Source organism: Methylobacterium sp. 4-46 (assembly GCF_000019365.1).
Classification (GTDB): domain Bacteria; phylum Pseudomonadota; class Alphaproteobacteria; order Rhizobiales; family Beijerinckiaceae; genus Methylobacterium.
Genome location: NC_010511.1, coordinates 232,595 through 252,373, shown reverse-complemented (window position 1 = coordinate 252,373; position 19,779 = coordinate 232,595). Strand labels below are relative to the sequence as shown.

Below are 19,779 nucleotides of genomic sequence, written 5' to 3'. Positions count from 1 at the left end.
CGGAGCAACGGCCAGAACCTCGCGGGCGGAGATCAGGTCGTTGCGACGTCGTCCGGTCACTGCACCGCCTCGAAGACTTGCGCCGTCTTGCCCGTCAGGGACCGTGATCGATGTCGACCGCCCGGTCCGCCGGTCGCGGTTGGCCTCGGATGACACCGGCGCTCACACCGTGTCGGCCCGCCCGCTGAGCACGCCGACCGTCGACTTCGTCGCGGACGTCGAGCCGCGCGTCGACACCCCGACATCCCCACGCGAGAGATCAGCATGGCGCCGCCTCCGGTCCTGCCTGAAGACGTGTTCCGCGCCGCCAATCCGGCCAACAACCCGTCCTCCGACGTGTACGACCCGCCGAAAGGCGACATCATCGCACTGCTCCGGTGGATGCTCGACGCGGTGACCGCCTGCTCGGCCGCGACCGGCGTGGACCCGACGATCGTCTCGACCTTGCGGACCAGCCTGACGAACGAGATCGCGCGAGCGCAGCGCGAGGAGGGCGCGCGCTCCCGGGCGCAGCTCCGCGCGCTGCTCGGGACCGTCGCGGCCCTCGACCTGCCCCCCAGGGGCCCCACGCCGGTCTCGTGGGTGGACGACAGCGCGCATGCACGCTCGATCGCGATCCCGGACCCGGCGAACACGCTCCCGCTCTACCCGATCATGGGGCAGTCCAACGCCTTCGGCGCCACCACCGGCGCCGTGGTGTCCACCTCGAACCCCTATCCGGGCCGGGTGCTGATGCCGGAGGGCGGGCTGCACACCTACGGCGGGGTGGCCAACCTCGCGGACATGCAGGAGGGCATCGACCTCGTCGCCCACGAGACCATCGCCTCCGGCTTCGCCACCCACCTCGTGCGCGACCTCGACGCGGCGATCCCGAACACGAACTTCCGCGTCGCGAGCTTCATCAGCGCGCTCGGCTCGCGATCCTACCCTCAGCTGACCGAGGGCTCGGATCAGTTCACGTTCGGCATGCGGGCGATCAGCCAGATCTACCAGCAGCAGCGGCGCAAGGGCTGCCGCGTGCTGGTCCCGGGCGTGCTGTGGGTGCAGGGCGAGAACGACAATACCGGCGGCTGGGGCGACCACTACGACGGCATGCTGGATCAGCTGCAGCAGCGGCTGGAGACGCGAATCCAGCAGATCACCGGCCAGATCGAGCCGGTGATCCTGTACCTCGCCCAGACCAACAGCATCAACACGTGGGACAGCATCCTCGGACAGAGGGTACAGGAGGCCCAGATCCGGGCGGCGGCGCGCAATCCGCTGCTCTGCCTCGTCGGCCCCATGTACTCCTTCGCGGTCAACCCGGCTGACCACGTCCACAAGACGAGCCGCGGCGCCTACGAGATGGGCCAGATGTTCGGTCGCGCGGTGTTCATGCGCCAGTACGGCTCGGCCCGCGCCGTCGCGCTCACGCCGCTCGACGTGTGGCGGGCGACGCCGCCGGCGGGCGTGGCGGCGCGCATCAGCGCCACGTTCCGGGTGCCTGTCGAGCCCCTCGTCCTCGACGCCTCGGGCAACGTCATCGCGGTGTCCGGGATGGCGGCGGTGCCGAGCGGGACCGGCGGCGGCTACGGGTTCGACGTGTACGACGACCTTGGCAACGTGGTTCCGATCAGCGCCGTCTCGGTCGGGGTGCCCTCGACGCAGTACGCCGGCCCACCGCGCCTCGACATCGACCTCGCGGTGGCGCCGACCGCGCGCCGGCTGCGCGTGAACTACGCCCAGCGCCGCGACGACGCGCGCCCCGACACCAGCGACGGCCCGCTGACCGGTGCCCGGGGCTGCCTGCGGGACAGCGCGGCTCACACCTCCATCGTCGGTGGCGGTCCGCAATACAATTGGTGCGTCCAGTTCTCGCGCCTGATCGCGGCCTGATCCCTCACAGCTGTCGGAGTTAACGGATGGTCGCTCTGGGTCGCCTGGGCGCGCTGACGCCTGCCGGCGTGTCGCTCGATCTCAATCCACTCACCGGGCTGGCGATGGTGTCCGGCGTGAAGTCCTCGCTCGAGGACGCGATCACCTTCGCCCGTGCCGGCACGGCCTGGGACTACGATGTCGGCGGCCTGCTTCGCCAAGCCGCCGCGGGCATGCCGCGCCTCTCCTACCACCCGCATTCGGGGTTGCCGCTCGGCCTGCTGATCGAGCCGCCGAGCGCCGATCTGTGGGACCGCACCGAGGATTTCGAGAACGACGCCTGGACCAAGACGGGCCTCCAGCTATACGTCGGCTCCGTCTCCGGCCTCGACGGTCGCAGCATCGGCACCCGCATGGTGGACACGGGGTCGTCGCGCGGATTGATCACCCGGAACATCGCCGTCGGGTCCGGCGACGCCGCGTACTCGGCCGCGTTCACGGCGCGCGCGATCCCCGGCGGGGTCAGGTCCATCGAGGCCACCATCCACTTCCACGGCGGATCGGGGAACCAGGGCGGCAGCGCCGTCTACGACCTGTTGCTCGGCAAGGTCGTCTCTGGCACCGGCGCCTCCTGCGGGATGGTCCCGGCGCCGTTCGGGGCGTGGCGCTGCATCCTCGCGGCCTGCAACACCCACGGCCATACCGGGATCACGGTCGGCCTCGGGCGGTGGGCGCGGGACCCCGACAACGGCTACGATGTTCTGTCGATCTCCATGGAGGCCCGGGAAGAGGCGACCTCCCCGATGCGGTCAGGCGCAGGCCTATCGACCCGTGCGGCCGGACGGCATCCCTCGCCGTGGGCGACTGGTTCAACCCGGTCGAGGGCACCTTCGTCGCCGAGTTCATCGCCAACGGCAGCCCGTATTCGGATCAGCAGGTGTTCGCCCTGCGCGGTGAGGGCGGCGCATTCATGGGGATGAGCCGGAGTCATTTCGGTCCGGCCGTTGGTGTGGCGGCGTCCGGCGTCGGCCTCGCGATGTACGGCGCGCCGCAGTTCGGCCTGATCCGTGCGGGCTTCACGTACCGAGACTCCGCCTGGATCGCCGCGAAGTCTGGCGGCGGCAACGACTACCTCTACGGATCGGTCGCGACAGCAACCTGGCCCGTGCCGACGAGCCTGACCACGCTGGACATCGGGCACTACGCCGGCGGCTCTCAGCTCAACGGCTATCTCCGGCGCCTGCTCTACATCCCGCACCTTCTCAGCGCGACCGAACTGTCAAACATCGTCGTCATCTGAGGTCTGCGCCATGGCAGCAGAGCCGCAGCCCGAGACCGTGCGCGAACAGCGCTTCCGCCCGGCGGACCGCTCGCGGCCGTCTCCATCGTGCTGAGCTGCACGGATGGCGAGATCCGCTGCGCCGTGGAGGGGACCGCGCCGCCGCGGGGGTGAGACCCGCGCGGCCACGGCGCGGTGCGACGGCAGCGCGCCGCGTCTCCGGACGTCCCGCCGGCTCCCCGAAGCCGGCTCCCCGAAGCCGGACCCCGCCGAAGCCGGACCCCGTCGAAGCCGGACCCCGCCGAAGGCGGGCGCCGTCGCGGGATCCGGGACCGGCGGCGCGAGGGCGGGACTCCGTCCCGGTGCCGCGCCCGGCGCCCGGTTCCAACCCCACCCGCCGCGGTGTAAGCCTGGGCGTGGGGGCAGCTTCGCGCGAAGGGGAGGCGGGCGCATGATCTTCTCCGGCCGCACGCTGGTCGCGGCGCTCGTCCCCCTGGCGGCCGCCCTGGCGGCGGTCGGGCTCGCGGCGCTCACCGGGTTCAGCCAGGCCCGCGCCGAGGCAGCCGGCTACGGGGCCTGGGTCTACGGCTTCTTCCTCGACCAATTCCCCCTCTACGCCGTCGCGATTATCTACGGGGTCGCCCGCATCCTCGCGGTGACCGCCGAGGCGCTCGACCGCTCCGCCGCCCGCCGCCTCGCCGGCGCCGTCCTCGGCACTGCCCTGCTCCTCGGCCTCTCGCTCTACCCGACCTTCGGCGGCGCGGTCCTGAGGGCCGGGTTCATGGTCGGGGGCATGAGCTTCCTGAACGGCGTGCCACTGGCGGCGGCCCGGGCCCTCGGCGCCCTCGCGGCCCTGCTCCCGTTCGGGGCGGGGCTGGCGCTCGCCGGACTCGTCGGCGGGCGGCGGCGGAAACCCGGCTGGCTCCCGGCCCTGGCCGCGCGCGCCCTCGCGCTCTGGTGGGCGCTCGGCCTCCTCGGCCTCGGCCGCGCCGCCGGCCTCGCCGCCTGGCCGCAGCGGCCCCTCGACGGCGCGCAGGCGCTCCTCGCCGCCGGGCTCGTGCTCGCCGCCTTCCTGCCCCACGCAGTCCTGGCCGGGCTGCGCCGCCCCGGTTGAATCGGGGGCCCGGAGGCGCTAAGCAGGCGTCGGAGCCGGGCCGCCGGTCTTCACCAAAAATCTTCGCCAAAACAAAAGGCTAGGCATGGTCGCGGGAGGCCCCCGCGGCACCCCGGAGGCCCCCGGCGAGACGATCCGGACCGGCCGGACGCACCACGATCGAGCGGCGCCCGGTTCGGCGCATCGGGAGGAGAGACATGGGTGACCCTGTGCGCGTTCCGTCGCCCAGCCATCCGGATCGGCCCTGGCTGCGGGCCTATCCCGAGGGCGTCCCGGCGGAGATCGCGACCGACCAGCTCGGCACCCTCGCCGACCTCTTCGCCCGATCGACCGCGCGCTTCGCCGACCGGCCGGCCATCCGCTGCTTCGGGGCGGACCTCACCTACGCGGACCTGAGGGCGGGGGCCGAGGCCTTCGCGGGCTGGTTGCAGGCGCAGGGCATCCGCAAGGGCGACCGCGTCGCCCTGATGCTGCCCAACGTCCCGGCCTACCCGATCGCCCTGTTCGGCGCCCTGATCGCGGGGGCGACCGCGGTCAACGTCAACCCGCTCTACACGGCGCGGGAGCTCACCCACCAGATCGGCGATGCCGGCGCCCGGGTGCTGATCGTGCTGGAGAACTTCGCCGGCGTGGTCGCCGAGGCGCTGCCCGCGCTCCCCGGCCTGGAGCGGGTGGTGGTGGCGGGGCCCGGCGACGCGCTCGGCCTGCGCGGGCGGCTGATCGATCTCGCCTCGCGGCACCTGAAGAAGGCGGTGCCGCCCTACAGCCTGCCCGCCGGGCGCTTCGTCGCCTTCCGGGCGAGCCTCGCGGCCGGGCGCCGGGGGGCCGGCTTCACGCCGGTCGACATCGCGCCCGACGACCTCGCCTTCCTGCAATATACGGGGGGCACGACCGGCATCTCCAAGGGTGCGATGCTCACCCACCGCAACGTGACCGCCAATATCGAGCAGAGCCGCCTCTGGTTCGGCATGCGCGACGACGAGGGCCCCGGCCGCGTCATGGTCACGGCGCTGCCGCTCTACCACATCTACGGGTTGACCTGCTGCTTCTTCTTCATGACGCGGCTCGGGGCGTGCTGCCTGTTGGTGCCCAACCCGCGGGACATCGCGGGCTTCGTGAAGCTGCTGCGCACGAACCGCTTCACCAACCTGTCGGGCGTGAACACGCTGTTCAACGCGCTCCTCAACCATCCCGACATTGGCCAGGTCGACTGGTCCGCCCTCGAATACGCCAATGCGGGCGGCATGGCGGTGCAGGCCGTGGTGGCGCGGCGCTGGAAGGCGCTCACCGGCAAGCCGATCATCGAGGGCTACGGCCTCTCCGAGACCGCGCCCGTCGTCTCGATCAATCGCCGCGACCTGACCGAGTGGTCGGGGACGATCGGTTACCCGGTGCCCTCGACCGAGGTGTCGGTGCGCGATCCCGCCGGGCAGGAGGTGGCGGCCGGCGAGGCGGGCGAACTCTGCGTGCGCGGCCCGCAGGTCATGCCCGGCTACTGGCGCCGGCCCGACGAGACCGCCCGGGTGATGACCCCGGACGGGTTCTTCCGCACCGGCGACGTCGCCGTGCTGCAGCCCGACGGGCAGCTGCGCCTCGTCGACCGGATGAAGGACATGATCCTGGTCTCCGGCTTCAACGTCTACCCGAACGAGGTCGAGGACGTGCTCGCGACGCATCCGGGCGTGCTCGAAGTGGCGGTGGTGGGCCGGCCGCTCCCGGAGACCGGCGAGACGGTCGTCGCCCACGTGGTGCGGCGCGACCCCGACCTCACCGCCGACGCCCTGCGCGCCTTCGCGCGCAAGAACCTCACGGCCTACAAGGTCCCGCGGGAATTCGTCTTCCACGGGACGCTGCCGAAGAGCAATGTCGGCAAGGTGCTGCGCCGCGAACTGCGCGACGGCGCCGATTGAGGGCCGCGGCGGGTCGGGCCACACCCGTCAGATCGGCCGCACCTCGCCGGGCCGCAACTTGAGGCGCGCGGTCAGGCGGTCCGAGAGCGTCCCGCTGAGTTCCACCGCCGCGTCCGGGGCCGCCACCGCGCGCACGGCCGCGAGGGCGCGGGGCGCGTCCGGCGCCATCGCCACGTAGACCTGCAGCGCCACGCTCCCGGCCTCGTCGGCCGGGGCCGACACCGCCACCGTGTAGGCGATGTGCTTCGAATTCTTCGCGGGCATGCGGCTCTATCGCACGGGCGGTCCGTGGTGTCCGCGGTTTTCTTCGCTGCAGCGCGGCGCGATCGTGCCCTTGTCTTGCCGCAAGGTCACTGCCTTATGCTGGCGGCTCTACGGACAACGGACCAACTTTCCCATGGGCGTCACGAAGCCGACCGTGCTGCCGTCCGCGCGGCTCTCCGCCGCCGACGTGATCGACAGCGGCGACACGCTCGCCCTGCGCTTCTCGGGGCAGGGCGGGGACGTCTTCGTGCTGGTGCCGGTGGAGGAGGTCGCCGGTGTCGCGGCGGCCCTCGCGGCCGGGACCGCGCAGGCGCTGCGCGTGCGTGCCGCGACCCTGCAGGGTCGCCCGCTGCCCCTCGCCCGGACGATGCTGCCGCCGGCCGGGGCGGGCCTGGCGCCCGCCCGGGCGGGTTCGCCGCCCGCCGCGGAGTAACCGCGGATCCGGCCTCGCCGAACCGTGATTGGCGTCGGCGCCGCCGCGTGCCGATCTGCCGGGGATCGGCCACCGTGGATCGGCGGCCCGGCAGGAGGGCGGCGCGGCCGCCGCAGGGAGACGAGCATGCACATCAAGGCGCGGCACGGCTGGGAGATCCCGGAGCATCTGGCGACCCCCGAAGCCCTGTTCTTCGACCGCCGGGCGCTGCTGGGCGGCCTCGGCCTCGCGGCCGCCGCCCTGGCGGGGCCCGCCCGCGCCGCGGTGCCGGGGGAGGGGACCGGGGCGCGCAGGACCGCCGACCTCTACCCGGCCAAGCGCAACGCGGCCTACACGCTCGACCGGCCGCTCACCGAGGAGCGCTATAGCGCCGACTACAACAACTTCTACGAGTACAGCACCGCCAAGACGGTGACCCCGGCCTCGAACGCCCTCAAGGTCGATCCCTGGACGATCCGGATCGACGGGTTGGTCGAGAAGCCGTTCGAGATCGGCTTCGAGGATCTGGTGCGCAAGATGCCGCTCGAGGAGCGGCTCTACCGGCACCGCTGCGTCGAGGCGTGGTCGATGGCGGTGCCCTGGACGGGCTTCCCGCTCGCCGCCCTGGTCGCCCTCGCCAGGCCCACCGGCGAGGCGAAGTACATCCAGATGCAGACCTTCCTCGACAAGGCGATGGCGCCGGGCCAGCGGCAGTTCTTCTATCCCTGGCCCTACACCGAGGGCTTGACGCTGGCGGAGGCCAACCACGACCTCGCCTTCCTGGCGACGGGCGTCTACGGCAGGCCGCTGCTCAACCAGTTCGGCGCGCCCCTGCGGCTGGCCGTGCCGTGGAAGTACGGGTTCAAGTCGGTGAAATCGATCAACCGCATCACGTTCACGGCCGAGCGCCCGAAGACCTTCTGGGAGGCGCTGCAGGCGTCCGAGTACGGGTTCTGGGCCAACGTGAACCCGGCCGTGGCGCATCCGCGCTGGAGTCAGGCGAGCGAGCGGGTGCTCGGCACGGACCAGCGGGTGCCGACCCTCCTGTTCAACGGCTACGCCGAGCAGGTGGCCGGGCTCTACAAGGGGCTGGAGAAGGAACGCCTCTACGTCTGAGCCGACGAAAAGGCCGGGCCCCGCGGGACCCGGCGGGAGCGGAGGCCGGCCGCAGGGACCGGGCCCGTCCAGAGGGGATCGGCCGATCGACGCCCGATGACCGGCCGGGGCCATGACCGCCGCATCCGCAGCCGCGGCAACCGCCCGAGCGGCATGGCCGCGCGTCGATGCACATGGAACCGCCCCGCGCCGGCCCGGCGCTCGGTCCTGCGCGTGGGTGGCGACCGCGCGAGGCGGCGGCGAGCGCGGTGTCTCGGGCACGGTCGCCACTGCTCTGCGCTGGCTGCACGGCCACGGCTTGGCGATGGACCCCTCGCGTTGGGGACGAGCGAGGGTGCCGCACTGCTTGCAGGAAGTGCGGTTCGTACGGTCGTGGCGCCGGCGACGGTGCCGGGCCGCGAAATCCTGTTCCTGTCTGCCGGTGGACGGCAACTTGGCCACTGCCGCCGCGGACGGGGTCTTTGACAAGCGCCGACCTATGCGAAATCCAACGGATCGCGTCGACCTGCGGATTTCGGCTTCGCTCAAGCGCCGCCTGGGAAGCAACCGACGCTCGCCGAACGCGGTTGACGTAATCCTCCATAGTATGTCGCCTGATAAACAGGCGTATATGTGCCCCATGAAGTAACTGTATATAGGGCATGGACGCTAGTCCAAACCCTTTGACGATCGCAAATTGCGATTGATACAGCATTATCATGGCAACACTCACGCAAAAAATAGTAAGTCTGGCTTATAGTATCGTTCAAAAAATCCTCTTAACAAGAATATGACGTGAAACGGCTGCCGTCACTCCCTCCGTCGCAACGCGAAACTCGATGTTGCTCGAAAATTCAAGCAGCTGGAAATCGAATATGATCGTTTTGTTCGATATTCTACTATCTGTCACCGCTTCTTCGTGTACTGCCAAAAGATGTGATCCCATGCCCGCGGTGGCATCAAACCGAAGATATCCTGTGTTGGAATTGAGTTCCGCCTCCAGGATCTGGAATTCGAGTTTGTATCTACCGGCTGGCAGATCAATGTAGGGCCCGATTAGAACGTGCCCATTCTTGGCGTGAACCACGTACTTCATTCCTGCGCGCTCTTGCAGGACTCCCGAAATAGCACTTAACTCGAATTTCATGCCGCCGTTTTTGTCGTAAAAAATCTTCGATCCACGTTGATAAATTTCATTATCGAACCGAGTGAGGTACTTTATCCTCGTGAGGACAGCCTCGTCGGAATAAATACTCGGACGCTGCTCGGCAGAGGCATTGATTTTGCGGCCCTTTTGACTTGCGGAAATGCCAAGAATGCCGCAAAGGTTCATAAAGGAGAAATCGAAACACTCCGAAAGGCCTATATAATCTAACTTCTCGAGATTCTCGCTTGCCACGCCAAGTTTGGATTCCGCGAGATCTGCGATATTAACGCCTGGGTCGTACTCGCTTGCAGCGAATTCAGTCTGGGACAGCCTGAAGGTAGCATCGTTTGCCAGATGAGTCGCGAAGTTCTCCGTTTCACTGGACATGATAAAATCGTAATCGTTAATAGAATTAAGTATGGTCATCAATCCTGACGGATTGTCTTTCTGTCGTCGCAGGAAACGCAGCATCGAAATGAAGCGCTCGACTGGATCTCTGATAAACGTGGCAGTGATCAGATGACCATCAATGACTCTTATGTGAGAAAAGCCGCAATGAAGGACGAAATACGTCCACTTGTTGAGCAGACTTTTTGGTACAACATGAAGATCGTTGAAACGGACCGGGCAGATCATTTCTGCAGGAACTTGTTCTGACAAAGATACGAAAATGTTTGTTCCAGCAGTCTTGGGAATATGTATCAAAAACAACTTTGGAATAACGAGGGCATTCTCCACCATTTGCTCATCCACCATCGAGAAAGGTACCGTCTGGACGGCGATGATAACAGCTCGTTGTGGTCGATTCCAAGAGGCCGTTATGGATCGAAGACAGGGGTTGTGCTACTCAGGGTTCCGCGCCAGGCGCGTCGTCGAGCTCGGCCGGTGACCCTGCGGCCGGCTGCCCCGGCTCCTGCCCGCCGTACAACCCTGACCGGCCCGAAGGGTTCGCGTGAGCGACGCGATCGGCGGCCTCGGCCACTTGCGCGACGAGAACCCGCCCGCCCGGCAAGCCACCTCGGCCCCGCGGACCCCTCGCCAAAGTGCTGGCGCTGACCTGCTCTGGACCGCCCGCAGAGGTCACGCGAGGGTACAGGCCGCAGCGTGGCTGACGCGGTCGGGATCTCGTTCCGCTCCGTCCGGCGCGTCTGGGACGGGCGCAGCTGAACCCGCATCGTGCGCGCAGCTTCACGCGCTCCACCGACCCTGACTTCGCCGCGCCAGTCGATGACATTGTCGGGCCCTCCATGGACCCGCCGCGACACGCGGTGGTGCTGTTCCTCGACGATCCTTCCACAGGCTTCAGGATCAGGAGAGCCAGATCCAGCCCTGGATCGAACCCGCCCGAGGCGAAGGTGAGGCCGGGTCGCCCCGTCTCGACCATCCGGTTCCGGATAGTCGCGCTGATCCGGTCGCACCGTCCCGTCACGCAAGCATCTGCAGTGAGAGGAGCGCATTGGCTGTTTTTCGGCCAAGTTTCGCGAGATCACCTCCAGCTTGAACTGATGCTCCCAGCTGCAAATTGCATCCCTGTGATACAAGCCTGGCGATCATCATCTCGCGCGCCATGGTGCAAACCTCCAAGGCAGTGTCGCGAGCAGCGTTGGACGGAGGGCTGGCATCTGCGCGCTGCAGCATCCCCACGAACTCCGCCAACAGCGCGTGCACTGTCATGCCGTTACGCAGCGCCTCACCGTAAATCTCAATGCCACGTGGATCGGGATCACGCCCCAGTATCGCCGTATAAACAGCGCCGACGAGCGTGGCCGCGTCCGTTTTTCCTGGCATACGACGCTCACGCTCGAGAAACTCCTGGGATCCGAGAATATCTTCAATAACTTTGCTAGGAGTATCGGTCGCAAGAGCTTGGGAGTGTCCTTCGAGGCCGACCGGGTCCGGCGCACGGCCCAGAAGTGACTTGTACAGTCCCTCAACGACGGCTTGCCGAAAAGCGGCTTGTGCCGGTTGCATGGCAATGAACTCGCTGAGCAGCGCGTGCGCGGACATTCCGCTTCGAAGCGCGTTACCATACATCTCGACGCCGGCGGGGTCTGCTTCGCGTTCCAGGATCGCCGTGTAGGCCGCGGCGACAAGCGTGTCCGCATCGATCCCACTGAAATCGGCGCGGTGTCGTGCCTTGAACTCGTCTGACTTAAGTAAACCGGCGATCACCTGTCCAGGCGATTTGACCGTAAGCTCTTGAGAATAGGTGTCAAATCCGGACGGATCGGGCTCACGACCCAGCAGAGAAGCAAAAATTTCCCCAACTAAAGACTGACGAGCCATGCGCGTTCGCATGAAGGCGTCGTGAAATTCTCTTGATGTGAGAAGCTGATAAAGCTGGTCATGAAAATTCGATGGATTCTTGTCTATAATATCGCTAATCAATCTCACGCACTGGAACTCGTTGCCATGAGTCAATAGATGCTGATCAGTGATGGTGGGTGTCGGCTCGAACCGTGGGGTGTGCCGCGCCGCGTCCGCCGTCACGCCGGCATCGTGAGCAGATTGTTTGTCGACAGATGCATTCATTGTGTAATCCCAATCACGAGCCGCACTACAAGGCAGGGGTATACGACGCGCCGTGCATCAGGCTTAGCAGCCGTCCTCGGCAGTTTGCTGCGAAGTCTGTCCAAGTCGGAAGGCCGAGCAGGGCAATTTCCGCCGCCAGACGTCGCGCTTCCTGATCGTCTGCGATTCGATGAAACGCGCCAGCGACGGTCGCCTTGTTGACGGCACCTAATTGGATTTGGCCGTATTCCGGCACATCTTCGAGCGCCGGCAACGAAGCGGAAGCGATGAGCGGCACTCCAATGAACAAACTCTCGAGCGCTGGAAGTCCGAATCCTTCATTTTCGCTCACAAAGATCGAAGCACGCGCTCCTGAAACTAGTTCGACCAAAGCGGAGTCACTGAGGTCGTCGTGAACCCAGACTTTCGTATTCGTCGTTTCTACAATCCTCCGATACTTTTCGATCATAGATGGCAAGAGCTTTCCGGCAAAATGCAATTCCAGATCCGTCTCGACATCGTTGAACGCGTCATAAACCAAATCCTGGCCCTTCTTGCCATCGAATGCACCAACACAACAAACTCTTTTCCGGTCGGTGGAGAACGCTTGCCTCGCTCCGCCGAGTCCGTCTGCGCCGAGGCGCACGACAGCATCCTGGGAAGCGGCCGCCGCTCGCCGAACGCGGTTGACGTACTCCTCCCTAGTATTTCGGCTGATAAACAGGCGTAGATGTGCCTCATGAAGTAACTGTATATAGGGCATGGACGCTGGTCCGAACCCTTTGGCGATCGCAAAGTGCGACGGTTTCAGCCAAGGCATGAAATCAAATACAAGATAAGCATCTCTTATCCTGCGAGCCTCGCGCAACTCACGGTAGAATTTTACACGCTCCTGCGAGTAGAAAACCTCAGGGACAAAAACGATTTGGCTATCAGATACTTCGACTGGCCAGCCCGGCTGTGATGCAAGTTCCAGTGTGAGACGTTTTCCGATCTCGCCGGAGACGTCGTCGGCAAGAAACAATTCGTGTCTTAAAAGATCGAGCATCCGGGGAGGAATCTGAATGAAACGCCGTGCTGCCGGATCAAAGCGCACCCAGCGAAACAACCTGTCCTCGCCCCAGGCCACCAGCAGCTTCGAAACGACGCGCTGGATGCCCGAGCGCGCAGGAAATTCGACAAACTGTGAAATGTCGACCAAAATTTCGGCCATCTACGCGAATCCTAAGGCAGCGAGCAACTTTTCGGCATAGACATCCGGCGATCGCTCCCGCGCACAGAACGTGGCCTCGTCGATCGGACGTTCCTGGTTCTGCCGGGAATCAAGGATATCTAAGACCGCCTCCGCGATGAGGATCGGCGATAATTTATCCGGAATTCTCCGAACGAATGATGGAGCGATCATTGCCTCAGCCAGATGATCGTTGGCAATGGATGGTAGCGCGGCCGCTATGCAATCATTCAGCGCACCCGAAAGGCCACCCATGAAATATGTTCTCAGCTGCACGCCTATGTCTGCAGCAAAAATATATTCGCGATACAAGTCCTGAGGGACAAATTTCCTCTCGAATGACACCTTCTCGGTAATGCCAAGCTCTTCTACCAACTGAACTGCCCGAACACCCGTATCGTAGTGCGGCTGGCCGCAAAACTTTAAAGTTGCAGGAATCTTCCAATCATTAAGGATTTTTGTTGCCCAAATCAGTTCTTCTGGTGCTTTATCGTCGCTGACGTAACCGAAAGTGCAAAGTACGACCTCATCGTCCGACCAGCCGAGCTTCTGTCGTATTTCGCGGCGCCGCGATGGTGTCGCGGCGGTAAGGTCAAGGCTATTATATTGCGCAAATGGAAGAAGGACGGGGCGCTCTCTGTAATGTTCCTCAATTATGTTGGCTGTCATGGGAGAATGAACCATCAAGGGTTTCGCGCAACGGGCAATTTCTGACATGAATAAGATAGGGAGCCGATCCTGGTTATGGAGCCAGTCACGCACCGTGCTCTCCTCGACCGCATGTCCGCACTCCTGGGTGGCGATCTTGATCGCGCTCTCCATCCCGCGGAGCTGGACGTAATAGTTGATCATACGTGCGTCGTGTGCGATCGCAGCGCAGCCGTTTTCCAACAGGTACTCGAACTCGGACGTGTGAAAGTGCGAATTCCCGATGACCGCAACGGTTGCATCTCGCTGCCGAGCCGAGAATCGCGCTTGCGTTATTGAATTCAACGACGCGAACCAGGAGCACGGAGCGACTCCGGGAACGGACGTGTAGACGTGGAGATCAGCCTTTCTGGCAAGCGCCTTGAACGTGGCGGCCGAGTAATCGGCGACTCCCGACGCCGCGGGCGGCAGAGGCGACAACAGGGAGAGGCTCGGTCGGGCAGTTCCGCGATGGACGGAGGGGGCGGCGATCCGGCCGCGGTAGGCACCAGCGAGCCCGCGCAGGAAAGCCTCACCCACGGCCTCGACGGTAAAGCGTCTCCACAAGCCGTCCTGCGCGTCTTTTATAACTGACCACGAATGTGCATCGGTGCATAATTCATCGAGTTTCTTTCTCAACCCGTCTGGATCATCAGGGTTAAAACGATGCGCAGGATTAGGAAACAGTTCTGGATGTGCACCTACGTCGGACGCCAGCACGGGCGTACCTGCAGCATTGCTCTCCACTATTGGTATAGAGAATCCTTCAGCTTTCGACGCTACGACAGTAAGTACCGCGTTCGCGTAAAACTGCTGGAGATCCTCATCGGTAAGGTGGTTCAGGAATGATATACTGTGAGGATCTCCGCCATTGCTGGCGTGGAGAGTTCGTAATTTAAGACGGGTTTCCGGATTATAATTTCCAAATAGGACCAAATCGATTTTCGCCTCGCGCAGTCTGCGCGAGCGCGCGTGCGCGATCACCGCGCAATCCGGGTTCTTTCGCGGGTCTCCGCCTCCCGCGAACAGGACGTGCTTGCGTTCCTCGAAGGGGCGGACGGTCGAGGAAGGTGCGGGCTCGAGGCCTTGGCGCACCGCCACGTAGGACACAAAAATCCTGTCCGCAGGTATATTGACTATATTGGTGAGTTCGCCAACACAGAATTTTGAAATTGCCGAAAAGCAGTCGTACTTCTTGAGCCATAGGAGGTTCGTTAGAAACGACAGCTGACCCTCCAGATTCGGCAGATATCGATTTGGGAATTGGAGTTGTATAAGATCGTAGAACAATGATACTCTAAATATATTTGGATCAAGCAGATATTTAGATGCCCATACGGGATCGTGAGTCATAGACGAAAGACTTAAGAACAAAGATCCTGTCACGGCAGGATATCCGGTCGCGCTTATCTCATCAAAGAGCAGGGCATGTTCATCTGCAAGATGTTCCAAGCTTGGATCAATCAGGGCAACCATGCGGGGGCGCCGATCACCCCAGACGCAGAACCGCAAGGCCCGGAGGATGACCGTGGAATGCTGTCCGACGCCGCGGTAACGGTAATCCCGGTCCTGAAGCGCTCGCGCGTCGACAAGGATCGTCGACGGCGATATCGCAAATGGTGAGTGCATCAACATTGACTCCGTCGGTCAGACGATCTCGATTTCCGGAAATGGAAAAATGAGACGGCCGCCCCTCGCGAGATACTCCTTCTCGCGTCTCAAGATGTTTTCGCGGAAATGCCACGGCAACACCAACATGTAGTCCGGCTTCATTGCGCGAACTTCGGATTCCGGCAAGATAGGAATATGTGTTCCCGGCGTGAAATGACCGAATTTGTCGGGGTTTACGTCCGCAATACAGGGGATCAAATCGGGTCCGATCCCGCAAAACTGGAGCGTTACATTTCCCTTGGTCGATGCGCCGTAACCTGCGATCGTCTTGCCGTCCTCTTTCAGTGCCTCCAGCAACCGTACGAGGTCGAGTTTGTGGTTGAACACGCGCTCCTCGAACTGGCGGTAGGGGCGAGGAGTGGAGAGACCCATCCGCTCCTCTTGCTCCAGCAACCAGTTTATGACGCCCTCGCCGCCGCGGCGCGGATCCGCTTTTCGAACCGCGGTCACCGCGAAGCTACCGCCATTGATTCCGTTCATTTTGACATCGACCGGTCTCATACCTGCCGCGTCCAAAATCTTTTGGACTACTCCGAGCGAGTAGTATTCCAGGTGTTCGTGACACACTGTATCATATGAGTTCATGCGGAGCATCGACGGCATATAGCTTTGCTCAAAATGCCAGATGCCGCCAGGCGCTAAAACGCTTTCGATTTCCTTTGCAAAGTCGATCGGTTGTTCAAGGTCGTAGAACATTGCAATCGAAGTTATGATTTTTGGTGGCTTGCTCCCAGTGTTCCAATACGCTCGAGCTGAGAAAAAATCAGGTACCAGCGCAATATCGTCGGGGTAAAAACTCTTGAATTTTGCACCTGACGGATCAATACCCGTCCTGACAAGGCCGCTGACAGGATAAGCCTTGAGTGAGGTGGCATCGTTGCTGCCGATATCCAGGACGGCATCGCCGGGCTGCAGGTCGGCGAATCTTGACAGTTCGATTATCTTATTGGTAAGATGATCTACCATGCTCTGATTCAGGCCGGAGCGGTACCCGTAATTATCTCCATACATCTCGCCGAGATCGTAGGAGTGCGCGAGTTGCAAAAGCCCGGACTCTGGGCACCAAACAAGCTGCAATGGTCCATTCGTGACATGTTCCTACTTATCCTTTGGGAATACACCCGTAAGTGCTTGATGTACTAGATCCAATACAGTGATTAGATTTTTCGAACCACCGACTCTGCAATGATTGATTTTCTTATAATTTTCCTGCATTTTGATGCTCCTGTGCAGCTTGCGACGGTGAATGGCGCGTTCGGACGGAACAGTCAATAGGGCTGGTCCGCCTGGAACTGACTCTAGGTTGAGAATCGTTGTTCGTAGGGTCAGGCGCGCATTGTGTGAAGATTTTCAACGTGATAGGTCGGCTGCTTCGATGTTAACCTTGGGTGATGTTTGGAGACTCGCGCATAAACTATTATGGTATGGTATTTGTTTGCTTGTTGTATTCAAGAATTGCCGGTGTTTTGCAGCGACTCCGATCGCGGCCTTGTAGAATTTTTGGAAGTTGGTTTGAATCTGCTCAGGAACGATCTCGAAAGGCAGAAATCGAGCGTGTATTACTGACTATGTCGCGAGCGTAATTTCGATAGCGGCCCGGCGACGGCTTGGGATAATGCGGATTAGTTAGAAAATTTTTGCTGCCGGCCGCGATTGCACGACAAGCAAATTTTCGGCCGCCGAGTATTTACCGTCAACATTCCGGGTTCATGAGTTCTCTTTAGTGGCTCCAACGCCATTGGAGATGCTTCGAGGGACAGGAGGCATGGTCGGGGAGATTAAATGCCGGCTTCGCATCGTATCCGCTCAGGGTGCGTCGCGGAACACCGTGTTGCGCGGTAGTCTCAGATTCATGGCGGTCCAACGGTGCGCCGCGAGCGAGGCATACGGCATCCGATGTCTCGCTTCGCGTTGCGGATGTCGGATGTCGGTCGTGTCCCCAGGCGTGGTGTAGCTGCGGCGTGGCCACCACAGTCACCGGGCGGGGCCGGGACGATCAGGCTGCCAGGGTGGGCAGGCTGACAAGAGGATCATCGCTGATCGGGGCGATGCTTTCCAGGGTCAGGTAGCGGGCGCGCTGGACGGCCCACTCGTCGTTCTGTTCGAGCAGGAGCGCGCCGACCAAGCGGGTGATGGCCGCCTCATTGGGGAAGATGCCGACCACCTCGGTGCGCCGCTTGATCTCGCCGTTGAGGCGCTCCAGCGGGTTCGTGCTGTGAAGCTTGACCCGGTGGGCGGCCGGGAAGCCCATGTAGGCCAGCACGTCGGGTTCCGCCTCATGCATCAGGGCTGCGAGCTTGGGCACCTTGGGTCGGAGTTGGTCGGCCACGCGTCGCCATTGCTGACGGGCGGCCTCCGCGTCGTCCTGGGCGAAGGCGGTGGCGATGAAGGCGGACACGACGCGCCGCCCGCTGCGGCCAGCGTGGGCGAGCACGGTCCTCATGAAGTGGACGCGGCACCGCTGCCAAGTCGCGTTCATCACCTTGGCGACCGACGCCTTGAGGCCCGTGTGGGCGTCCGAAATCACCAGCTTCACACCGCGCAGGCCGCGGCGCGCCAGCTTGCGCAGGAACCCGGTCCAGAACGTCTCAGCCTCGGAGGGGCCAATGTCCATGCCGAGCGCTTCCCTGCGGCCGTCGCTGTTCACACCGACCGCCACGATCACGGCGACGGAGACGATGCGCCCGGCTTGGCGCACCTTCACGGAGGTCGCATCGATCCAGAGATAGGACCACTCGCCCTCGAGCGGCCGGTCGAGGAACGCGCCCACGCGCTCGTCGATCTCCTGGCAGAGCCGGCTGACCTGGCTCTTGGACACGCCCGTGCCGCCCATGGCTTGGACGAGGTCATCCACCGAGCGGGTCGAGATGCCCTGGATGTAGGCCTCCTGGATCACCGCCGTGAGTGCCTTCTCGGCCATCCGGCGCGGCTCCAGGAAAGCCGGGAAGTACGAGCCCTTGCGCAGCTTGGGGATGCGCAGCTCGACCGTGCCGGCCCGCGTCTGCCAATCCCGGTCACGATAGCCGTTGCGCTGGACCAGCCGCTCGGCGCTCTTCTCGCCGTGGGCCGCCCCGGTCAGGCCGCCCACCTCCAGTTCCATCAGCCGCTCGGCCGCAAAGCCGATCATCTCGCGCAGCAGGTCGGCGTCGGCGCTCTTCTCCAGCAGCCCGCGCAGGCTCATCATCTCGTCGGTCATCGGAGGTCTCTCGGGTTCGAGGTTGGTGCTCGCACCCCGACCCTACCCGGCAACCGCCGATGACCACCCCGCGAGAGATCCCGCCTGCTTCGGCGCTGTGGAGGGCGCGCAGGCGGGCTCTCTCGCTCCCGTCGAGCTACACCACCACCAGGGACACGACCCGAGCTCGCGCCCGCACGGAGCGCGACATTCTAAAAAAGGCCATCGGCATCTTCGCGGAGACGCCGCGATGAAGTTCCGTTTCATCGATGACCACCAGGGCACTTGGCCCGTGCGCACCCTCTGCCGCGCGCTGCGGGTCTGGCCATCCGGCTACGACGCGTGGCGCTCGCGGCCCGAGAGCACCCGGGCAGCCGAGAACCGCGTGCTCCTCGAGGAGGTGCGCCGCCTGCATGCGCGTCGTCACGGCCGCTACGGCTCGCCCCGCATGCACGCGGCTTTGCGTGCCGAGGGCCGGGGCGTCAGCCGTGGTCGCATCGAGCGGCTCATGCGGCGACACGGCATCCGCGCCACGGCGGCAGGCCGCGACCGGCCCGGCACGACCGACAGCCGTCACGGCCTGCCGGTTGCCCCCAACCTGCTCGAGCAGCGCTTCACCGCCTCGGCTCCCAACCAGATCTGGCTGGCGGACATCACCTACGTGCCCACCGGTGAGGGCTGGCTCTCCCTCGCCGCCGTTCTCGATCTCGCGACGCGCAAGGTCGTGGGCTGGGCGATGCGCGAGCATCTCCGCACGGAGCTGGCAGCAGCCGCTCTCCTGATGGCCGTTCAGCGGCAGCGCCCCGCGCCGGGGCTGATCCAACACACCGACCGCGGCTGCCAATATGCGTCGGGAGAGTACCGGCGGCTCCTGGACGCGGCAGGCCTCAAGGCCTCCATGAGCCGCCGTGGCAACGGCCTGGACAACGCACCGATGGAGAGCTTCTTCCACACGCTTAAGGTCGAGCTCGTCCATCAGCGCCGCTGGGCAACCCGGGACGAGGCGCGGCGCGAGCTCTTCTCCGACAGCGAGGGCTACGCCAATCGGCAACGGATCCACGCGGCCCTCGGATATACGACACCCGAGCAGGCCGAGCGGCAGATGGTGAGCTAACCGCGTCCACCGAAACGGTGGAGGATCAGGATGGACCTGATGGCCGACGATGCTTCGCTCGGATCATCGACGGACCGCGCACGCAACGCGGTGCGGGCGCCTTGCGCGCGAAGCCCCACGACATCGATGCGTTGCGCACGGTGCTGATCCAAGAAGACCTCGACCCGGAGAGCTACAGCCTGAGCGGAGGCACGCCGGATGAGCGATCCGTCCTCTCGCGCCAGGGCGCCCAGTGGGGCGCTTTCTATTCTGAGCGAGGAACGCGAAGCGATTTGCATGTCACGCGACCGAGCAGGACGCATGCGCGTAGTTCTC

14 protein-coding genes and 2 pseudogenes are annotated in these 19,779 nt (G+C 64.0%); 9 read left to right on the top strand and 7 right to left on the bottom strand.

The window, feature by feature from the left end; genetic code table 11:
* The first annotated feature begins 264 nt into the window (after positions 1-264).
* The 5 genes from M446_RS00985 to M446_RS00965 all read left to right on the top strand — a co-directional run bounded on the left by M446_RS00985 (position 265) and on the right by M446_RS00965 (position 6,157).
* A complete protein-coding gene (locus M446_RS00985) occupies positions 265-1,875 on the top strand; it encodes a sialate O-acetylesterase (protein ID WP_012330196.1) in 1,611 nt (536 codons plus the stop codon).
* 26 nt (positions 1,876-1,901) lie between these two features.
* Positions 1,902-2,834: a phage head spike fiber domain-containing protein gene (locus tag M446_RS00980; protein ID WP_012330195.1), complete on the top strand. Its 933-nt coding sequence runs from the start codon at positions 1,902-1,904 to the stop codon at positions 2,832-2,834.
* Positions 2,792-3,154, top strand: a complete 363-nt coding sequence (locus M446_RS37895; protein WP_168169126.1) for a hypothetical protein — start codon at positions 2,792-2,794, stop codon at positions 3,152-3,154. Before M446_RS00980 ends, M446_RS37895 begins: the two co-directional genes overlap by 43 nt.
* Before the next feature lie 430 nt (positions 3,155-3,584).
* Positions 3,585-4,247: a hypothetical protein gene (locus tag M446_RS00970; RefSeq protein ID WP_012330193.1), complete on the top strand. Its 663-nt coding sequence runs from the start codon at positions 3,585-3,587 to the stop codon at positions 4,245-4,247.
* Positions 4,248-4,444: 197 nt separating this feature from the next.
* A complete protein-coding gene (locus M446_RS00965) occupies positions 4,445-6,157 on the top strand; it encodes an AMP-binding protein (RefSeq protein WP_050777453.1) in 1,713 nt (570 codons plus the stop codon).
* 27 nt (positions 6,158-6,184) lie between these two features.
* Here M446_RS00965 and M446_RS00960 read toward each other — a convergent pair whose 3' ends face one another.
* Entirely contained in the window at positions 6,185-6,421 is a 237-nt protein-coding gene (locus M446_RS00960) for a hypothetical protein (protein WP_012330191.1), read from the bottom strand.
* A 133-nt stretch (positions 6,422-6,554) separates the two neighbouring features.
* Here M446_RS00960 and M446_RS00955 point away from each other — a divergent pair, with 133 nt between their 5' ends.
* Both M446_RS00955 and msrP read left to right on the top strand, forming a co-directional pair.
* Complete coding sequence (locus M446_RS00955) at positions 6,555-6,854, top strand: hypothetical protein (RefSeq protein ID WP_012330190.1); 300 nt, start codon at positions 6,555-6,557, stop codon at positions 6,852-6,854.
* Between the two features lie 126 nt (positions 6,855-6,980).
* On the top strand, positions 6,981-7,949 hold the full coding sequence (msrP, locus tag M446_RS00950) for a protein-methionine-sulfoxide reductase catalytic subunit MsrP (protein ID WP_012330189.1): 969 nt from the start codon (positions 6,981-6,983) through the stop codon (positions 7,947-7,949).
* Positions 7,950-8,694: 745 nt separating this feature from the next.
* Here msrP and M446_RS36650 read toward each other — a convergent pair.
* Positions 8,695-9,816: a sulfotransferase family 2 domain-containing protein gene (locus M446_RS36650; protein ID WP_168169125.1), complete on the bottom strand. Its 1,122-nt coding sequence runs from the start codon at positions 9,814-9,816 to the stop codon at positions 8,695-8,697.
* Positions 9,817-10,067: 251 nt separating this feature from the next.
* Here M446_RS36650 and M446_RS38665 point away from each other — a divergent pair.
* Positions 10,068-10,448 (top strand): annotated as a pseudogene (locus M446_RS38665) (IS630 family transposase); the annotation flags it as partial.
* 52 nt (positions 10,449-10,500) lie between these two features.
* Here M446_RS38665 and M446_RS34585 read toward each other — a convergent pair.
* The 5 genes from M446_RS34585 to M446_RS00940 form a co-directional block, all read right to left on the bottom strand.
* On the bottom strand, positions 10,501-11,607 hold the full coding sequence (locus tag M446_RS34585) for a DUF4214 domain-containing protein (protein ID WP_012330186.1): 1,107 nt from the start codon (positions 11,605-11,607) through the stop codon (positions 10,501-10,503).
* Positions 11,608-11,632: 25 nt separating this feature from the next.
* Entirely contained in the window at positions 11,633-12,799 is a 1,167-nt protein-coding gene (locus tag M446_RS34580) for a glycosyltransferase (RefSeq protein ID WP_012330185.1), read from the bottom strand.
* Entirely contained in the window at positions 12,800-15,133 is a 2,334-nt protein-coding gene (locus M446_RS34575) for a glycosyltransferase (protein WP_168169124.1), read from the bottom strand. It lies immediately after the preceding gene.
* 18 nt (positions 15,134-15,151) lie between these two features.
* Complete coding sequence (locus tag M446_RS00945; protein WP_265576502.1) at positions 15,152-16,186, bottom strand: class I SAM-dependent methyltransferase; 1,035 nt, start codon at positions 16,184-16,186, stop codon at positions 15,152-15,154.
* Positions 16,187-17,171: 985 nt separating this feature from the next.
* Positions 17,172-18,371, bottom strand: coding sequence for an IS256-like element ISMtsp13 family transposase (locus tag M446_RS00940; RefSeq protein WP_012330183.1), 1,200 nt, complete (start codon positions 18,369-18,371; stop codon positions 17,172-17,174).
* 167 nt (positions 18,372-18,538) lie between these two features.
* On the opposite strand from M446_RS00940, the pseudogene M446_RS00935 reads away from it, so the two are divergent.
* A pseudogene (locus tag M446_RS00935) lies at positions 18,539-19,464 on the top strand (IS3 family transposase); the annotation flags it as partial.
* Between the last annotated feature and the right edge of the window lie 315 nt (positions 19,465-19,779).

Bases quoted from the DNA above. Each gene is read 5' to 3' on its own strand.
- M446_RS00940 (WP_012330183.1), bottom strand. From the start codon at position 18,371: ATGACCGACGAGATGATGAGCCTGCGCGGGCTGCTGGAGAAGAGCGCC.
- M446_RS00980 (WP_012330195.1), top strand. From the start codon at position 1,902: ATGGTCGCTCTGGGTCGCCTGGGCGCGCTGACGCCTGCCGGCGTGTCG.
- M446_RS00960 (WP_012330191.1), bottom strand. From the start codon at position 6,421: ATGCCCGCGAAGAATTCGAAGCACATCGCCTACACGGTGGCGGTGTCG.
- M446_RS34575 (WP_168169124.1), bottom strand. From the start codon at position 15,133: ATGCACTCACCATTTGCGATATCGCCGTCGACGATCCTTGTCGACGCG.
- M446_RS00970 (WP_012330193.1), top strand. From the start codon at position 3,585: ATGATCTTCTCCGGCCGCACGCTGGTCGCGGCGCTCGTCCCCCTGGCG.
- M446_RS00955 (WP_012330190.1), top strand. From the start codon at position 6,555: ATGGGCGTCACGAAGCCGACCGTGCTGCCGTCCGCGCGGCTCTCCGCC.
- M446_RS00965 (WP_050777453.1), top strand. From the start codon at position 4,445: ATGGGTGACCCTGTGCGCGTTCCGTCGCCCAGCCATCCGGATCGGCCC.
- M446_RS00985 (WP_012330196.1), top strand. From the start codon at position 265: ATGGCGCCGCCTCCGGTCCTGCCTGAAGACGTGTTCCGCGCCGCCAAT.
- M446_RS36650 (WP_168169125.1), bottom strand. From the start codon at position 9,816: ATGGTGGAGAATGCCCTCGTTATTCCAAAGTTGTTTTTGATACATATT.
- M446_RS34585 (WP_012330186.1), bottom strand. From the start codon at position 11,607: ATGAATGCATCTGTCGACAAACAATCTGCTCACGATGCCGGCGTGACG.
- M446_RS34580 (WP_012330185.1), bottom strand. From the start codon at position 12,799: ATGGCCGAAATTTTGGTCGACATTTCACAGTTTGTCGAATTTCCTGCG.
- M446_RS00945 (WP_265576502.1), bottom strand. From the start codon at position 16,186: ATGTATGGAGATAATTACGGGTACCGCTCCGGCCTGAATCAGAGCATG.
- msrP (WP_012330189.1), top strand. From the start codon at position 6,981: ATGCACATCAAGGCGCGGCACGGCTGGGAGATCCCGGAGCATCTGGCG.